Origin of the sequence: [Clostridium] scindens ATCC 35704, from assembly GCF_004295125.1 — a bacterium.
GTDB classification, from domain to species: domain Bacteria; phylum Bacillota; class Clostridia; order Lachnospirales; family Lachnospiraceae; genus Clostridium_AP; species Clostridium_AP scindens.
Window position 1 is genome coordinate 815725 of sequence record NZ_CP036170.1, and the last position, 14871, is coordinate 830595.

At 41.2% G+C, this 14871-nt stretch carries 19 protein-coding genes; 6 read left to right on the plus strand and 13 right to left on the minus strand.

Features of this window, described 5'->3' with window-relative positions; translation table 11 throughout:
• Window positions 1–25: 25 nt before the first annotated feature.
• Both HDCHBGLK_RS18905 and HDCHBGLK_RS04245 read right to left on the minus strand, forming a co-directional pair.
• Window positions 26–199 (minus strand): hypothetical protein, encoded by a 174-nt coding sequence (locus tag HDCHBGLK_RS18905; RefSeq protein WP_004606461.1) that lies wholly within the window; start codon window positions 197–199, stop codon window positions 26–28.
• Window positions 200–310: 111 nt separating this feature from the next.
• A complete protein-coding gene (locus HDCHBGLK_RS04245) occupies window positions 311–520 on the minus strand; it encodes a DUF6462 family protein (protein ID WP_004606462.1) in 210 nt (69 codons plus the stop codon).
• Window positions 521–1106: 586 nt separating this feature from the next.
• Here HDCHBGLK_RS04245 and HDCHBGLK_RS04250 point away from each other — a divergent pair.
• The 5 genes from HDCHBGLK_RS04250 to HDCHBGLK_RS04270 are packed head-to-tail and all read left to right on the plus strand — an operon-like array spanning window position 1107 to window position 4539.
• Window positions 1107–1490: a plasmid mobilization protein gene (locus tag HDCHBGLK_RS04250; protein ID WP_039909618.1), complete on the plus strand. Its 384-nt coding sequence runs from the start codon at window positions 1107–1109 to the stop codon at window positions 1488–1490.
• Window positions 1468–3015, plus strand: coding sequence for a relaxase/mobilization nuclease domain-containing protein (locus tag HDCHBGLK_RS04255; RefSeq protein ID WP_004606465.1), 1548 nt, complete (start codon window positions 1468–1470; stop codon window positions 3013–3015). Before HDCHBGLK_RS04250 ends, HDCHBGLK_RS04255 begins: the two co-directional genes overlap by 23 nt.
• Before the next feature lie 27 nt (window positions 3016–3042).
• Window positions 3043–3369 (plus strand): hypothetical protein, encoded by a 327-nt coding sequence (locus HDCHBGLK_RS04260; protein ID WP_004606466.1) that lies wholly within the window; start codon window positions 3043–3045, stop codon window positions 3367–3369.
• Entirely contained in the window at window positions 3356–4129 is a 774-nt protein-coding gene (locus HDCHBGLK_RS04265) for an FAD-dependent thymidylate synthase (RefSeq protein ID WP_004606467.1), read from the plus strand. The genes HDCHBGLK_RS04260 and HDCHBGLK_RS04265 overlap by 14 nt, the downstream gene beginning before the upstream one ends.
• Window positions 4126–4539 carry a dUTP diphosphatase gene (locus HDCHBGLK_RS04270; protein WP_004606468.1) on the plus strand — a complete coding sequence of 138 codons (414 nt, stop codon included), beginning with the start codon at window positions 4126–4128 and terminating at the stop codon, window positions 4537–4539. The genes HDCHBGLK_RS04265 and HDCHBGLK_RS04270 overlap by 4 nt, the downstream gene beginning before the upstream one ends.
• Window positions 4540–4745: 206 nt before the next feature.
• Here the strand turns inward: HDCHBGLK_RS04270 and HDCHBGLK_RS04275 are convergent, their stop codons facing one another.
• From HDCHBGLK_RS04275 to HDCHBGLK_RS04300, 6 genes are all read right to left on the minus strand, one after another.
• Window positions 4746–6827, minus strand: coding sequence for a heavy metal translocating P-type ATPase (locus tag HDCHBGLK_RS04275; RefSeq protein ID WP_004606469.1), 2082 nt, complete (start codon window positions 6825–6827; stop codon window positions 4746–4748).
• 2 nt (window positions 6828–6829) lie between these two features.
• Complete coding sequence (locus HDCHBGLK_RS04280; protein ID WP_004606470.1) at window positions 6830–7138, minus strand: DUF6110 family protein; 309 nt, start codon at window positions 7136–7138, stop codon at window positions 6830–6832.
• Window positions 7139–7340: 202 nt separating this feature from the next.
• Window positions 7341–7574, minus strand: coding sequence for a transcriptional repressor (locus tag HDCHBGLK_RS04285; protein ID WP_039909619.1), 234 nt, complete (start codon window positions 7572–7574; stop codon window positions 7341–7343).
• Between the two features lie 44 nt (window positions 7575–7618).
• The gene (locus HDCHBGLK_RS04290) at window positions 7619–8005 is read right to left on the minus strand and encodes a heavy-metal-associated domain-containing protein (protein WP_004606472.1); all 387 of its coding nucleotides are present in this window, start codon (window positions 8003–8005) and stop codon (window positions 7619–7621) included.
• Between the two features lie 84 nt (window positions 8006–8089).
• A complete protein-coding gene (gene feoB / locus HDCHBGLK_RS04295; RefSeq protein WP_004606473.1) occupies window positions 8090–10096 on the minus strand; it encodes a ferrous iron transport protein B in 2007 nt (668 codons plus the stop codon).
• 100 nt (window positions 10097–10196) lie between these two features.
• Window positions 10197–10409 (minus strand): FeoA family protein, encoded by a 213-nt coding sequence (locus tag HDCHBGLK_RS04300; protein WP_004606474.1) that lies wholly within the window; start codon window positions 10407–10409, stop codon window positions 10197–10199.
• 240 nt (window positions 10410–10649) lie between these two features.
• Between HDCHBGLK_RS04300 and HDCHBGLK_RS04305 the strand changes: the two genes are divergently transcribed.
• Window positions 10650–11021, plus strand: a complete 372-nt coding sequence (locus HDCHBGLK_RS04305) for a metal-dependent transcriptional regulator (RefSeq protein WP_004606475.1) — start codon at window positions 10650–10652, stop codon at window positions 11019–11021.
• A 56-nt stretch (window positions 11022–11077) separates the two neighbouring features.
• Here the strand turns inward: HDCHBGLK_RS04305 and HDCHBGLK_RS04310 are convergent, their stop codons facing one another.
• The 5 genes from HDCHBGLK_RS04310 to HDCHBGLK_RS04330 form a co-directional block, all read right to left on the minus strand.
• On the minus strand, window positions 11078–11362 hold the full coding sequence (locus HDCHBGLK_RS04310) for a DUF2325 domain-containing protein (RefSeq protein WP_004606476.1): 285 nt from the start codon (window positions 11360–11362) through the stop codon (window positions 11078–11080).
• 92 nt (window positions 11363–11454) lie between these two features.
• Entirely contained in the window at window positions 11455–11880 is a 426-nt protein-coding gene (locus HDCHBGLK_RS04315; protein WP_039909620.1) for a flavodoxin, read from the minus strand.
• 33 nt (window positions 11881–11913) lie between these two features.
• Entirely contained in the window at window positions 11914–12465 is a 552-nt protein-coding gene (locus HDCHBGLK_RS04320; RefSeq protein ID WP_004606478.1) for a DUF3793 family protein, read from the minus strand.
• Between the two features lie 312 nt (window positions 12466–12777).
• A complete protein-coding gene (locus HDCHBGLK_RS04325) occupies window positions 12778–13119 on the minus strand; it encodes a metal-dependent transcriptional regulator (RefSeq protein ID WP_004606479.1) in 342 nt (113 codons plus the stop codon).
• Between the two features lie 18 nt (window positions 13120–13137).
• Window positions 13138–14871, minus strand: coding sequence for an ABC transporter ATP-binding protein (locus tag HDCHBGLK_RS04330; RefSeq protein WP_004606480.1), 1734 nt, complete (start codon window positions 14869–14871; stop codon window positions 13138–13140).

Here is a 14871-nt window from a genome sequence, read left to right on the forward strand (position 1 = left end):
CCTCCTCTTAAGAGAGAAGCACTCACTATTTTTTCTGCTCGGATAAAAGTATCTCTACCCCTTTTAGGACAATGTCCGTTGTAGTCATTTTATGTTGTTCGGCGTATGCAAGCATCTGGGAATATAGCTGATCAGGAACACGAATGCTTAATACTTTCTTCTTTGCATTGTCTGATTTTGGTCTTCCCATCTTTTTCATTTCAGCTCTTATACCTCCTATACAAACATTATACTTTTTGTATGACACAAAGTCAATTAAAAATACAGAAATTTATAGAAGTTCTTCTCTCTTATTTTCTCTCTTTAAAATTTAAAACTCTCGGAATGTTTCCAAATATTTTTCAAATATCTCACAATTAACTAAAGCTACTTTATCAATTTTATAAACTGCTTTTGCCTCTTTTGCTAATGCCTGAAATTTTGTCAATCCCAAACTATATTTCTCCGCACCTTCCGGATATCTCACAAATTTCTTTTCCATTTTCTTAGTAGCTTCCACATCTTTTCTTGCAAAACCCATTTTTCAAAACTCCTTTCCTTTTATAAATAAGAAGAAATCAAATTTGTCTTCTCACATAACGAAAGGAAATCAATGGATTTTACAGGGTGATTATGAAAAAAAGTCAAAAAAAATAGTTGCCAAAGTATTTTCTTCAGCAACTATCATGTCAAATTACCACTATTCGTATCGCATTTTTTCATTTTTCACGTTTTGTCACATAATCCATTCCTATAAATATCATTTATAATAGCCTGGGCCTGTTCCATTTCTTTTTTCTTTATCTTTTATATCAATTTTTTAACTTTTTTTCTATCTCACCCTGTATTTTGCCCTCCGAGCATTTCGTTATATGAGAGGGTTAATCTTTCAAGAGCAAGATCCACCCATGTTTAACGTTATAGCATTTCTGCTTCCGTTAACCTTACGGGTTTTCATCTTGCTGGGGATTTCGTTTCCCCATACCCTCGAAGATTTAGACGTTTTTTACGTCTATTGGCATCCATCAAAAGGTGTACGCATCACTAATTTCTATATCGGAAGGGACAGCCGATATCTTAATTAGTGGCATCACTACATGATGGAAAAATCAAGGGAAAGGAGGAACATGAAAAAACGAAAGCAGACCGAATTATCACATCCTAATTTTGTTGCTGTGCGGCTAACAGATACGGAGATAACCATATTGGATCAGGCTTGTGCTTCTTTAGGTACAACTCGTTCCGAATATTTGCGAAGACTTCTAACTGAAAAGAGAATTTACAACAATGTAGAAATTGTTGCAGACATCAAATTGCTTCGGAAGCTGGTCGGAGAATACGGCAAGATTGGTTCTAATCTAAATCAGATTGCTAAATATTTTAATACTGGCGGAACACATTCCCAGGCAATGGAAAATGAAATCCATCAATGTATCTCTGACCTCTTCCTTTTAAGAAAAAAGGTGTTAGAAATGGCAGGTGATTTTCATGGCGATACTAAAACACATTAAAAGCAGAAATGCAAACTATTCGGATGCCATTGATTATCTGCTTTTCCAACATGATGAGAGTACTGGAAAAAAGATAAAAGATGAGATGGGGCGAAGTATTTTAAGAGATGAATTCTATATGGATGGTGTCAACTGCGATCCGATGTCTTTTGACAAGGAATGTAGTTTGACAAATGCAAAATTTCATAAAAACAAAAAATCATCTGAAATCAAAAGCCACCATTATATCATCAGTTTCGATCCGGATGATACATCAGAATGTGGACTGACCGGGAAAAAAGCTCAGGAGCTATGTATAGAACTTACCAAAAAAATATTTCCCGGATATCAGGCTCTTATCGTTACGCATACCGATGGCCACAATGGCTCCGGCAATATTCATACGCATATTGTAATCAACAGCGTCCGTAAGGAAACTGTCAAAAGACAAAGCTACATGGATAAGCCCCATGAAGAAGTTGCCGGATACAAGCACCGATCCACAAATAAATTCCTGAATTATTTCAAAAAGGAACTTATGGAAATGTGCATCCAAGAGGGACTTCATCAAATCGATCTTCTCTCTCCGGCTGAAACTAAAGTGACACAGGCAGAATATATGGCTCAAAAATCCGGACAGAAAAAATTAGAAGAGATAAATAAAAAAATCATTGCTGATGGATTAAAACCAACTTCCACCACATTTCAAACGCAGAAACAAGAACTTAGAAATGCTATCGAAGAATGCAGCTTGTATTCCAAAAACTTTCAGGAATTCCAATCACTGCTTTTTGAAAAATATCAGGTTTCTGTCATTGAAGAAAGAGGAAGATATCGCTATCTCCATCCGGATCGAAACAAACGGATAACAGAAAAAGCTCTAGGAACTCAATATGGAAAAGAACATTTGGAGCAGCTCTTCTTACGAAAAGATCCGATAACCATTCTTTATGTCAGATCGCATTTACGGTTAGTAGTAGATCTGCAGAAAAATGTAAAAGCAATGCAAAGCCCTGGATATGCGCATCGAGTAAAGATATCCAACCTTCAGGGAATGGCAAATACCATTATCTATGTTCAGGAACATGGATACAATACCCAAACCGAGTTAAAAGATGCCTTTTCCAAAAATCAAAAACAGTTAGATCAAGCAACTGATCAGCTTATGAAAATGAACGAAGATTTGAAAAATATCAACCGTCAGATCCATTACACCGGACAATATTTTGCGCACAAAGCAATCTATACTGAATTTCTAAAGGCAAAAAACAAAGGCAGATTCCACAAGGAACACCCCGCCGAAATTCAGGCATATGAAGAAGCCCGTGACTGGCTGAAATCTTTTTATCCAGATGGAAAAATGCTCTCTATCAAATCATTAAAAGAACAAAAAGCCAGCTTACAGGAACAGATCAACCAGCAAAAATCATCCATTCGATCTTTAAAAGATCTGACACAAGATTTAAAAACCGTAAACCAAAATGTGGAAGCAATTCTCCACAATCAGGTTCAGAAAAAGCAAAAGACACAGGAACCCGAATTATAAATTATTTTACGAAGGAGGAATTACAATATGACACAAAATGAATTTAATGTTGTCCTTGAACAACAGTATCGAAAATGTGCCGATGTTCTGGCACACAAGAAGAAAGAATACACAGGAGACCGTATCGACCGCCTGAGTGCATTCAAAATCGCTGCTTCCTTGCAGGGATGTACACCAAAGGCTGCTCTTGCCGGAATGATGTCGAAACATGTCGTATCTCTGTATGATATGTGTTACTCTTCTCTGCTCCAATTTGACTTAGAACAATGGGATGAGAAGATCACAGACTGCATCAACTATCTCATTTTACTGAAAGCATTGATAAAGGAGGAACAGGCCTATGGATCACATTGAGACAAAAGTTTTAAATAGTTATACCATCCAGGAAGCAGCTCAAAATATGGTATTTGCCGCAAGGCTTACCCAACAGGGGCATTGCATTCAAAACATGGATGATCTTATGGCACTCTATCAGAAATCTTTTACGGACAAAACTGTAGACCGGATCGCCAGTCTTCCCCATCCAACCGTACAGAAATTTACGGTGATCACCGTTGCGATTGTCGGGGCAAGCAGACGCTTTCTCGCACAGATCACTCGTCATCAAAATGAAGTAAAATTCATGAGTGCCTCTCTGCAGTATAGCAACTATTCAGAGAAAGCCGCATTTGCGGTTCCCTATGAAATTCTTTTCTCCGAACAGAGATACATTGATCTCTATCTGAAAAGTTGTTTATCGGATCTCAGATGTTATCAGGAATTGTGTTCCGTGGGATTTCATCATGACTCTGCCGGTTATGCTCTTCCCCATGCTTTGAGAAATATCCTGATCATCTGTGCTACACCTTATGAGTGGAAACATATGATCGGGCAGCGTATCTGTAGGAGGAATACCGACGAAACAAGAATTGTAATGTTGGATATCTGGCAGAAACTATATGAATTTGATCCGGTGTTATTTTCACCGAAACTGACTGGTCCATTCTGTCAGAAAGGATGTTGTGAAGAAGGTTCTATGCCCTGTGGAATTCCTATTCCAAAAGACTGGACCCCATTAGAAATAATGAGAGAGGATTATCCTCTGCTCATAGAAGGGAGAAAAGCTCGTTTATGAAAATTAAACTGATCAACTTTGGACTGGAAAAAAATCATTATCCTTTCCGGCCTCATGAAAATGATGCCGGAGCCGATGTATATATGCCTTATGACTGCACGTTAAAGCCTGGCGAAATTGCAAGAATCCCATTAGGATTTGGACTCATACTTCCGGATGGGTATGCCGGTTATGTTTTTCCAAGAAGCAGTATGGCCACAAAAGGATTAGTCTGTGAACTTCCGCCTATTGATTCAGGCTATCGTGGCGAAATTCATGCCATTATCAGCAATATTAGTTCAGAATGCCAAACACTCCATAAAAATACCCGTGTAGGACAACTGGTTATCACTCCTGTTCTAATTGCTGACTTTGTTCTGGATCTCGGAGAAGAAAGAAATACCGGAGTTTTTGGAAGTACCGGGGAATAAAGCTCATAAAACCAGAGGTGCCGAATAATTTATGATTCGACACCTCACACAATCAAAATAACGAATGCCATACCAACAGCTTCCCTTATTATAATAAAATAAGTGCAGATGTCAGAGTTAATTACTCTCTAACAACTACACTTTTATGGTACTAAAAATGAGCCGGCAGATATGTGTCCTGCCGACTTATTTTTATATATGTATGATCATTTCTCTGGCAATAAACCGCTCATGCTTCTCAGACTAATCGCAAGCGTAAATGTATTGTGCAGCAAAGCCGATGTTGTTGGCTGGATCAGACCTGCCACGCCCAGAGCTATCAGTGCTCCGTTAATGCTTACAATACCTTTGTAATTCCCCTGAATCCGACGCATCATGGCATCAGACAATCGTTTCAGCATTACGATTCCACGCAGATCTTCTGTAGCAATGGTAATATCTGCGATCTCGCGGGCAAGCTCCGCTCCATCACTGATCGCAATTCCTGCATCTGCAGCTGAAAGTGCGGGTGAATCATTGATCCCGTCTCCAATCATCACGACTTTTCTCCCCGCAGCTTTCTCTTTTTCAATAAATCCTGCTTTATCTTCTGGAAGTACCTCGGCATAATACTCATCCACACCAACACGTTCCGCAATCGAAGCAGCGGTACGTTCACTGTCTCCAGTCATCATGACAATTTTAGAGATTCCTTCTGTCCTCAGCATCTGCACCATATCTTTTGCTTCTTCCCTAAGCGGATCTTCAATACAGATTACCGCAGTCAGTTCTCCATCAATGGCAAGATACAGATGGGAATATTCCTCCGGAAGCGTATCAAACTTCTCCTGGTATATCCCTCGAATTTTACATTTTTCATCTTCAAAAACAAAATGACTGCTTCCGATCACAGCTTTCTTTCCGTCAATATAAGAGGAGATCCCATGTGCTACGATATATTCCACTTTGGAGTGCATTTCCTCATGATACAGTTTTCTTCTTCTGGCGGCATCTACAACAGCCTTCGCCATGGAATGGGGAAAATGTTCTTCCAGACAGGCAGCAATACGGAGAGCTTCCGGTTCCGGATAGTCGCCAAATACAACAATCTCCTTTACCGTTGGTCTCGCTTTAGTCAGTGTTCCGGTCTTATCAAATACAATCGTATCTGCTTCAGCCACTGCTTCCAGATATTTTCCGCCTTTCACAGTAATCCCAAGCTGTCCGGCCTGCCGGATGGCGGAAAGAACGGCAATCGGCATGGCCAGTTTCAATGCACAGGAAAAATCTACCATAAGAACTGAGAGTGCTTTTGTTACATTACGGGTCAGCGCTCCTACAATGCCAGTACCAAGGAGGGTATAGGGAACCAGTCGGTCTGCCAGATGTTCTGCTTTGCTTTCCAGTGCGGACTTCAATTTTTCCGAGTCTTCAATCATAGTCACGATTTTCTCATATCTTGTAGAACCCGATACAGCTCTGACTGTAATTTCCAATTCGCCTTCTTCCATGACCGTTCCGGCAAACACAGACTGTCCTTTCGTTCTTCGTACCGGAAGGGATTCGCCTGTTAAGGAAGCCTGATTGACCATTCCCTCTCCTGTGGATACCTCACCATCAAAAGGAATCACATTTCCCATATGTATCACAACGGTATCTCCCGGCATAATATCTGAAGACGGAACTAGGATTTCCTGCTCTTCTCTTTTCAGCCATACTTTCTGCACATTCAATGACATACTGCGGGCAAGATCCCCAACAGATTTCTTGTGTGTCCACTCCTCCAGAAGTTCTCCGATTCCCAGAAGAAACATGACCGAACCTGCAGTATTAAAGTCCCTGCGCAGAACGGATACTCCGATTGCCGTGGCATCTAATACCGAAACTTCGATCTTCCTTCTGGCCAGACACAGTATTCCCTTTCCAATATATTTGACAGCCTTAAAAGTAAGCCATATTTTTCTTATTGGATTTGGCAGAATCAGTTTTCCTCCGTAATGAAGGAGTACTTTTGCGATCAGCTTTTCTCTGTATACAGAATTTAAAGCACGCCCTGAGCTTGATATTACATTTTCCGGCACATCTTCTTTCTCAAAACGAAACTTTCTTAATCTGCCAATCAGTTCTTCCCGGTCCCCTGTATAATAGATCACAGCGTCAGCGGTGCGCTCATATACTTTGACACTGGTAATATCTTTCTGTTTTTCAAGAGTCCAGCAAAGAATATCCGCCTCCGCACATGTCATCCTGTTTCGGATAACATGAATGCGGAGACGGCCTTTCACTTCATGTTTAATAATAAACTTCATTCTTATTCCTGTTCGTTCTCTTCCTGCTCTGCCGCACCATCTTCCTGAAGAGCATCCTCTTTTACTCTCTCTGCTTCTTCTGCCGCACGCTTTTCATTAATCTGCTGCGCCTCAGCAAGAATATCTTCTGCATTCTCCTGTATGACAGTAGCTGTCTTCATTACACAGTCCTTTGCCCGCAATGCTGCTGCTGTACAATTTGTGTACACTTTCTTTGCATCTTTACTAGAAAGAACTTTTACACCTGCCGTTCCAAACAGAACTCCTCCTATAAAACATCCAATTTTCTTTAATGCAGAATCACTTAACATAATACATTCCTCCTGATTATTTGTGTTTGTAGCCTGTATAGAATAACATCAAAAAGCAAAAGACACATGCCCACGCCCAAAATTTGTGTTGTTTCATGATTGTATCCCTTCCTTCTATAAGACTTTTTATTAAAATAACAAGTTTGATTTCAGATAGTCAATGCTAACTGTTCTTATTGAGAAATTTAGTCATTTTCTCCTTTTACTTGTACACAATTTGCCTGCTGAGTACCCCAATCTTCTCCAGTTCCTTTACCAGACGGTAAACCGTTGCCATCCCAATGCTATGATCTAGCTTTGATGCCTGAACATAGATTTCTTTGCAGCTGGAACACCTGTTTTCCAGGATAATATCTAAGATCATCTTCCGCTGTTTCGTTATCCTGCAGCCATTTTCTTTTAATTTTATTATTATTTTTTCTTTTTCGCCGTTCATCCCAAACTTCTCCATGCGTCCATATTCGCTGGTTTAACAGATTTCTAAAATACCTGGTTCTGAACAGAGTCAACGGAAAATCCTTCTTTTTCCACTGCAGCAGTCAAAACATCGTCTTCTACTTTACGATCAAGAGAGACTTCTGCCCATCCTTTTGCAAGATCTACTTTGGCAGAGACCCCATCAATCTGATTCAGACTGTCTGTCACACTTTGAACACAATGTCCACAGTGCATTCCTGAAATAACCATAGTTTTTTTCGCAATAATGGGGCCTGACAGCTTTTTTCTTTTCCTTTTTCGTTGGTTAGAACAGTTTCCTCCTGCCGGACATCCCACGCATTTCACTCCATTTCTTTTTGCCCTGATCAGATACACTGCTGCTCCCCCGATCAAAACAACCAGGATAATTACCGCGATCACATCTGCCATGGTCGAATCACATCCTTTCTTTAATCAAAACGGCGGACAAAGCTACTCTCCTCTGCCCACCGTCTGCTTACGATTATTTTTCTCTTATGATCTGACAGAATGCAAACTGTATTCTGAAGCAAATTCTTTATCAGACTTGCGGATTCTCCAAAGAATGATTAATACAAAAGTGATGACTGCGATCAATCCCGGTACAAATGCAGTGCCAAGAGATCCCGTAGTGATCAATGTACCAATCTGGTATACAGCAAAAGCTATGGTATAACCTGTTGCCAGCTGAAGACAGATGCCTCCAAACAGCCATTTTCCACTCTTCATTTCCGAATTCATCGCTCCAAGAGCCGCAAAACAAGGAGGTGTATAAAGATTAAACATCAGATACGCCAGTGCTGCTGCCTTTGTAAGTCCCATAACAGCAGCAACTTCACTTCCGCTGCCAACCAATGCCAGTTCATCCGTATCAATTAGGTTTGTAACACCGTAAACGACTGCCAGAGTTCCTACTACATTTTCTTTTGCAATGAATCCAGTCACTGCTGCCGCTGCAAGCTGCCATACTCCAAATCCCAACGGGATAAACAGGATAGCAAACGGATGAGCAATGGATGCCAGAATAGATGTTCCCTCTGCTCCTTCTTCCACAAGCTGGAACTGCCAGTTGAAGCTCTGCATAATCTGTACTATTGTATTACATACCAGAATGATCGTTCCTGCTTTCACAATGTATGCCTTCCCACGCTCCAGCATAGATCCGCAGGCTCTTTTTAAGCTTGGAAGTTTGTATTCCGGAAGTTCAATGATAAAGAAAGATTTTCTGTATTTCTGTCCTGTAATCTTTTTGACAAGTAAAGCTCCAAGTAAAACTAACAGAATGCCTACCAGGTACATAGTTGCCGAAACCCACCATGCGTCTGCAAAGAAGGCCCCTGCGAATAAAGCAATTACTGGAATTTTTGCTCCACATGGCATAAATGGTGTCAGCATTGCTGTTGTGCGACGTTCTCTTTCATTTCGGATTGTACGGGATGCCATAACACCTGGAATCGCACAACCAGTTCCAATAACCATGGGAATCACTGATTTTCCGGAAAGTCCTACTCTCTTAAAGATCGGATCCAGTACTACAGTAGCTCTTGCCATATATCCGCAATCTTCCAGCAGTGCAATCAGGAAATACATAACCATAACAAGCGGGAGGAAGCCAACAACCGCACCAACTCCACCGATGATACCATCTACAAGAAGCGCATACAACAGCGGATTTGCGTTTTCCATCAGTCCGCCGACCCAGCCCTGGAATGTCTCGATCCATGCCACCAGCCAGTCTGCGATCCAGGTACCCAGAGTTGTCTGTGATATGTAAAATACAAGAAAGATAACGACAGCAAAAATCGGAATCCCGATAATCTTATGCGTGATGATACTGTCAATCTTATCCTGTACATTTTTATCTTTTGTAAAAATCTTTCTTTTTTCTACTTGTTTCACAATACCATTTACAAATTCAAAACGCTTCCTGTCAGCAGCCTCTACCGCTGCTTTATCTTTCAGGTCAATATCCGCCTGTGTGTAAGGTGCTTTCTGTCCTTTCCCTTTTAATTCAGCCGCAGCATGAACAGCTTCTCTGAGTCCTTCATGTCCGGAAGATGTAGAAACTGTTTTTATGACCGGACAGCCCAACTTCTCGGACAGACGTTTTTCATCAATCTGCGTCTGTTTCTTATTGACAATGTCACTTTTGTTAAGTGCAACAACTACCGGTATTCCAAGTTCCAGAAGCTGTGTGGTAAAGAACAGACTCCTGCTGAGATTTGTAGCATCTACGATATTAATGATCACATCCGGATTCTCATTTTTAACATACCCACTGGTAATGCTTTCTTCTGATGTAAAAGGTGACATAGAATATGCACCCGGCAAATCCACCGCGATCAATTCTTCTGTTCCCTCATAATACCCTTTCCTTATCGGACTTTCCTTTCTTTCGACCGTAACTCCCGCCCAGTTCCCGACACGTTCATTCCTGCCGGTCAGTGCATTGTACATGGTCGTTTTCCCACTGTTTGGATTTCCTGCAAAAGCAATTCTCATATTTCTCCTCCTTCTTGTTCTTGTCATTCACGATTATGCGCATCTAATCTTAATTAGTATATACTAACGTATGTGCAAAAAAATAGTGATTCCACTATTTTTATATTGAAATAGCTTTTGCCAAATCAGTATCCATATTATAACGTCCATCCTTGATAGAGACTACGCAGCCACCTTTCAAATGAGAGATCACTGTAATTGGCTCACCACTATAACAACCCAAAGAAAACAAAAAAGCATTCAATTCTTCATCATCCGTCAAAATTTCCTTAACGATATATTCCTTCCCTTCTTCGGCTTCCAGTAAATTCATTTCTTATCACTCCTTGTGACGATTATTATGAGTGCACCTGATACCACCATATCTATTTGATATCTTTTCTCATCTGCATGTAGTTAGTATATTCTCATCATTGTAAGTTGTCAATAACTTTATTACACTAACCCGCCAAACTTTTTATAAATACATCTGGCTGAATCCTGCAAATCATGATACAATAAATTTACAGTTTTTGTAAAAAAATAATTAACATCTAAGAGAAGAGGTAATACTATGCATATAAATCCGTCCGGTGAAAACTATCTGGAAACCATCCTGATTCTGAGCAAAAAACTCCCAGTTGTACGTTCTGTGGATATCGCTACAGAATTAGATTTTAAAAAACCCAGTGTAAGTGTAGCTATGAAAAAATTACGTACAAGCGGACATATTATAGTATCTCCAGAAGGGTATATCCAGTTAACCGAATCCGGGAAAAAAATTGCAAACCAGATTTATGAACGACATCTTCTCTTTTCTTCCTGGTTGGAACGTCTGGGAGTTGACCCCAAAGTTGCAGCACAGGACGCATGCCGGATCGAACATGTTATCAGTTCCGAAAGCTTTGAAGCCATTAAAAAACACATCAAAAACCATATTGATTAATATTAAAAAATATGCATATTAAAACCGGGAGTTGTCAAATAAGACAGCTCCCGGTTTCATTGCATACAAGCACTCTCAAGTATTTCCTGCAGTGCATTTTTACTGCTGGTGTGGCACCTTACCACATCGGCATTACATCGCTCTGCTTCATCTACTGCACATCGGACCATTTTATGAGAAACAGTATTTGTAAAGAGCACGATCAGATCTGGATTGCCAATCTGCTTGCTGAAATTTGCAGACATCTGTGTAAATACTTTTGCCTTGCAATTAAAGCTCTTGCAGATTTGCTTGTACTGACACACCATCCTGTCATGACCACCTATGATAACAACGCTCATATTAAACCTCCCAATTCACGAAACGTTAATTATCAGAAAGCTGCTATCCACTCTCACAGTCTCACACGTTAGACAGCAGCTTTCCTTATAATCTAACCAGCCAGCATCTCTCCCAATGTTCTACAAGACTGTATTCCCTCGTCATCGGGCATTTCATTACAGATCACACTTTCACAAGCTAATACAGCACCCGCTTGTTTACAATTCGTCTCCCATTCTCTCATCCACTCTCCGTCTCCCCATCCATAGGATCCAAACAAGGCAATCTTTTTCCCGGAAAGCTTCGATTCACAGGAAGAAAACATAGGCTCAAATTCGCTTTCTTCAAGCACTTCATCTCCCATAGCCGGGCAGCCAAATGCAACCGCATCATAAGCATCCATCATCGAAACATCAAATTCTGCAGAAGTAAACAAAACAGCATCAGCCCCCTTGCCTTTTGCTCCTTCCAGAACTGCATTTGCCATAGTCTCCGTATTTCCTGTTCCACTCCAATAAACTACTGCAATTTTACCCATTGCTGCTACCATCCTTTCTTTGTAGATAAATATTTAACTATTCACGGCAAGCCGTTCAATAGTCATTCCTTTTTTCCATTGTGCGTAATATGTACCTGCACATTTCTGATATTTTTCAAAAAGCTTTAACGCTTCCTGTTCATTCCCATATACTTTCCAACACCCGGAGCATTTAGAGCAGTCAGCCTTATTTTCTATAAAACTCTTGACATCCTCCAGAGGATACCCCAGAAATAATCCAATCTCGTGCGGAAAATCCGGTTCTTCACGAAGTTTCATAATCAATCTGTTGATACAGCATACAAAATTATCACATTGATACCCTCTAGTTTCCAAAAAAGTCCGAACCGTTTTGTCCGACAAATCTCTTTTAAGTCTTTCCGGACGATATACATAAATCAGAACTCTACGTTTTGACATATGGATGGGCAGAACCCTGATCCCTTTTGGCACTAATTTTTGATTTATGCTCCTTATCTCATGAATTACCGTTTGTTTGGAACTGTATAAACAGGAAAACAGATTTGCTGTTTTTATATTTGCCAAAGTAGGAGAACAATACCGTACAATCATTTCATCTGACATCTTTTCTCCTCTCCTTGTTACATTATTAGAATATTATCGAAATATTATTAGTTGCGACTAACTATTATTCAAAAAATTTTTGTTTTCCCATTTTCTCAAAAACTTACGACATAACGACTTAACCAAAACACACAGCCCGAATATCGCTGCCGAAACCAATACTGCATAGACAACATGTACCAATAATAGAATCGCATCATTCCTCATATACACCTCCTCCAAAATTTCTAAAAATCGTTTTTAGTTAGTTATTACTAACCAAATTTTACTTTATGACTTTAGTTTTGTCAAGAGAAAAATATTCTTGTTTCTCTATCCATTAAAACTTTCATTACTGATCACATGTTCCATCCGGCAGGCATCGACCTCTGCAGTTTTGGGATCAACGCCTGCTGCGATAAGCTGTTCTGTAAAGAAGCAATCACGTTCATAAATCTTTTCGGCAACCTCACGGTCTATATCGGTCAGGTACAGAAAATAGCCTTCGTCTATCGTGAGAAAGCCGCCGTCTTTCAGGGTGTTGACCGCCACACAAACACTCGGTTTTGACACTCCCATGTGCCGGGAAACATCTACGGAGCGCACCATACCCATTTTCTTATGGATAACAAGGATGGTTTCCAGATAGTCCTCCCCGGACGCATGAAGTTTCATAGAACCCCCTTTTTAGAGCTATATCGCCCAACCAAGGCTTTCCTGCTGAATATGATATAGTTTTTCGTACAGCCCTTTCTTTTTCATCAATTCCTCATGTGGCCCCAGCTCGGCCAGTTTGCCATCTTCCAAAACGATGATCTGATCGGCATCCACAACAGTACGGAGCCGGTGAGCGATCATAATGACCGTCTTGCCCTCCACCAGTTTTGCAATGGCCCGCTGGATTAAAACCTCGTTCTCCGGGTCAAGAGATGCTGTTGCCTCGTCCAGAAGAATGATAGGGGCATCTTTCAGCAGAGCGCGAGCAATGGAAATCCGCTGACGCTCACCGCCGGAAAGAGTGCTGCCGTTTTCACCAAGGACAGTCTGATAACCGTCCGGCAATCGCTGGATAAATTCGTCACAGTACGCCGCCTTTGCCGCTGCCATGACCTGCTCCTTGGTAGCGTTCATGTTGCCTACGCGGATATTATTAAAAACAGTATCGTTGAACAATGTCACATCCTGAAATACAAAAGACATACAGCGCATTAGGTGTTCCGGTTCAATGGTTCTGACATCTATACCACCAATGGTAATCTGGCCTTTTCTTACATCCCAAAAGCGGGCAATCAGTTTGGAAATCGTACTCTTTCCACTGCCGGAAGGTCCTACCAGGGCTGTTATGCTGCCAGCGGGAATAGAGAAAGACACATCCTTGATAACATCGTCACGGTTATATCCGAAAGTGACATTTTTCAGTTCAATGTCATACTTGGATACATCCTTATCTTCGCCCTCCATAGCGGGCGTGGTCAGCAGAGTACGCATACGGTTGGTGACAGTTCCTAAGTGGAACAGAGAAGTCAACTGCGAAAGAATGGCAAGGATCGGGCCGTAAATCTGCGTGGAGAACATGAGCAGAACCAATAGAGGAAGCAACTCAATCTCGCCGCCGGTTATCAGCACCGTTCCAATAAAAATGGTGATGCCAAGCCCCGCTTGCAGGATCAGGCTGGCTCCCTGAACCAGAATGCCGGAGGCCAGTTCCACCTTGATGGCAATTTTTCGCATGGCCTGGAGTGCTTTATCCAGCGTGGAGAAACGGGAACCGCCAAGGCCGCAGGATTTGATGATTTTGATACCTTCCAGATATTCCTGAATCTGGCTGGACGCCTCCAATTTCACATCCACTTGTTTATCAAACAGACGAAGTTGTAGCTTGCGTCCGCACCAGATGATGAGGAATGTAACCGGCATCGTGCAGAAAATCGCAAGGGCCATTCTCCAGTCAAAAAACGCCAGACAAATACAGGTTAGGGTGACGGAGATAATATTTGCAATCAGCGGTGGAATAGTACTGCTGAGCATGGATTCCATGCTGCTGCAATCCGCCATCATGTTTGTGGTAATGTCGGACAAATCCTTCGTGTTAAAGAAACTCATGGGGAGCTTACGAAGATGCTCCGCGATCCGAAGTCTGGTCGTGCTGGCCTCCTTGTATGAAGCAATATAGGTTTTCCTATAATCATTTTTTGCAGCCAGAAATACCAGAATAGCAGCTACTACTCCCAGACCCAGCAGTTTCCACAGTGAGCCCCACGAAATTGCTTCTCCGGTAAACGGCTTCAGTAGCTCCCAAAAGAGCAGGCAGGCTACCATTGAAGGAAGTAGCAGCGCAATATTGGTTATCGTGCAGGCTGTAATTGCTTTTTTTAGGTCGGAGTAGCCTTTCTCCGACAGCATTAACTTAACTTTCAGCTTACTCAT

What these genes read in the sequence shown, in the direction of transcription:
- HDCHBGLK_RS18905 (WP_004606461.1), bottom strand. Translation starts at nt 199, where the DNA reads ATGAAAAAGATGGGAAGACCAAAATCAGACAATGCAAAGAAGAAAGTA.
- HDCHBGLK_RS04245 (WP_004606462.1), bottom strand. Translation starts at nt 520, where the DNA reads ATGGGTTTTGCAAGAAAAGATGTGGAAGCTACTAAGAAAATGGAAAAG.
- HDCHBGLK_RS04250 (WP_039909618.1), top strand. Translation starts at nt 1,107, where the DNA reads ATGAAAAAACGAAAGCAGACCGAATTATCACATCCTAATTTTGTTGCT.
- HDCHBGLK_RS04255 (WP_004606465.1), top strand. Translation starts at nt 1,468, where the DNA reads ATGGCGATACTAAAACACATTAAAAGCAGAAATGCAAACTATTCGGAT.
- HDCHBGLK_RS04260 (WP_004606466.1), top strand. Translation starts at nt 3,043, where the DNA reads ATGACACAAAATGAATTTAATGTTGTCCTTGAACAACAGTATCGAAAA.
- HDCHBGLK_RS04265 (WP_004606467.1), top strand. Translation starts at nt 3,356, where the DNA reads ATGGATCACATTGAGACAAAAGTTTTAAATAGTTATACCATCCAGGAA.
- HDCHBGLK_RS04270 (WP_004606468.1), top strand. Translation starts at nt 4,126, where the DNA reads ATGAAAATTAAACTGATCAACTTTGGACTGGAAAAAAATCATTATCCT.
- HDCHBGLK_RS04275 (WP_004606469.1), bottom strand. Translation starts at nt 6,827, where the DNA reads ATGAAGTTTATTATTAAACATGAAGTGAAAGGCCGTCTCCGCATTCAT.
- HDCHBGLK_RS04280 (WP_004606470.1), bottom strand. Translation starts at nt 7,138, where the DNA reads ATGTTAAGTGATTCTGCATTAAAGAAAATTGGATGTTTTATAGGAGGA.
- HDCHBGLK_RS04285 (WP_039909619.1), bottom strand. Translation starts at nt 7,574, where the DNA reads ATGAACGGCGAAAAAGAAAAAATAATAATAAAATTAAAAGAAAATGGC.
- HDCHBGLK_RS04290 (WP_004606472.1), bottom strand. Translation starts at nt 8,005, where the DNA reads ATGGCAGATGTGATCGCGGTAATTATCCTGGTTGTTTTGATCGGGGGA.
- feoB (WP_004606473.1), bottom strand. Translation starts at nt 10,096, where the DNA reads ATGAGAATTGCTTTTGCAGGAAATCCAAACAGTGGGAAAACGACCATG.
- HDCHBGLK_RS04300 (WP_004606474.1), bottom strand. Translation starts at nt 10,409, where the DNA reads ATGAATTTACTGGAAGCCGAAGAAGGGAAGGAATATATCGTTAAGGAA.
- HDCHBGLK_RS04305 (WP_004606475.1), top strand. Translation starts at nt 10,650, where the DNA reads ATGCATATAAATCCGTCCGGTGAAAACTATCTGGAAACCATCCTGATT.
- HDCHBGLK_RS04310 (WP_004606476.1), bottom strand. Translation starts at nt 11,362, where the DNA reads ATGAGCGTTGTTATCATAGGTGGTCATGACAGGATGGTGTGTCAGTAC.
- HDCHBGLK_RS04315 (WP_039909620.1), bottom strand. Translation starts at nt 11,880, where the DNA reads ATGGGTAAAATTGCAGTAGTTTATTGGAGTGGAACAGGAAATACGGAG.
- HDCHBGLK_RS04320 (WP_004606478.1), bottom strand. Translation starts at nt 12,465, where the DNA reads ATGTCAGATGAAATGATTGTACGGTATTGTTCTCCTACTTTGGCAAAT.
- HDCHBGLK_RS04325 (WP_004606479.1), bottom strand. Translation starts at nt 13,119, where the DNA reads ATGAAACTTCATGCGTCCGGGGAGGACTATCTGGAAACCATCCTTGTT.
- HDCHBGLK_RS04330 (WP_004606480.1), bottom strand. Translation starts at nt 14,871, where the DNA reads ATGAGTAAGCTGAAAGTTAAGTTAATGCTGTCGGAGAAAGGCTACTCC.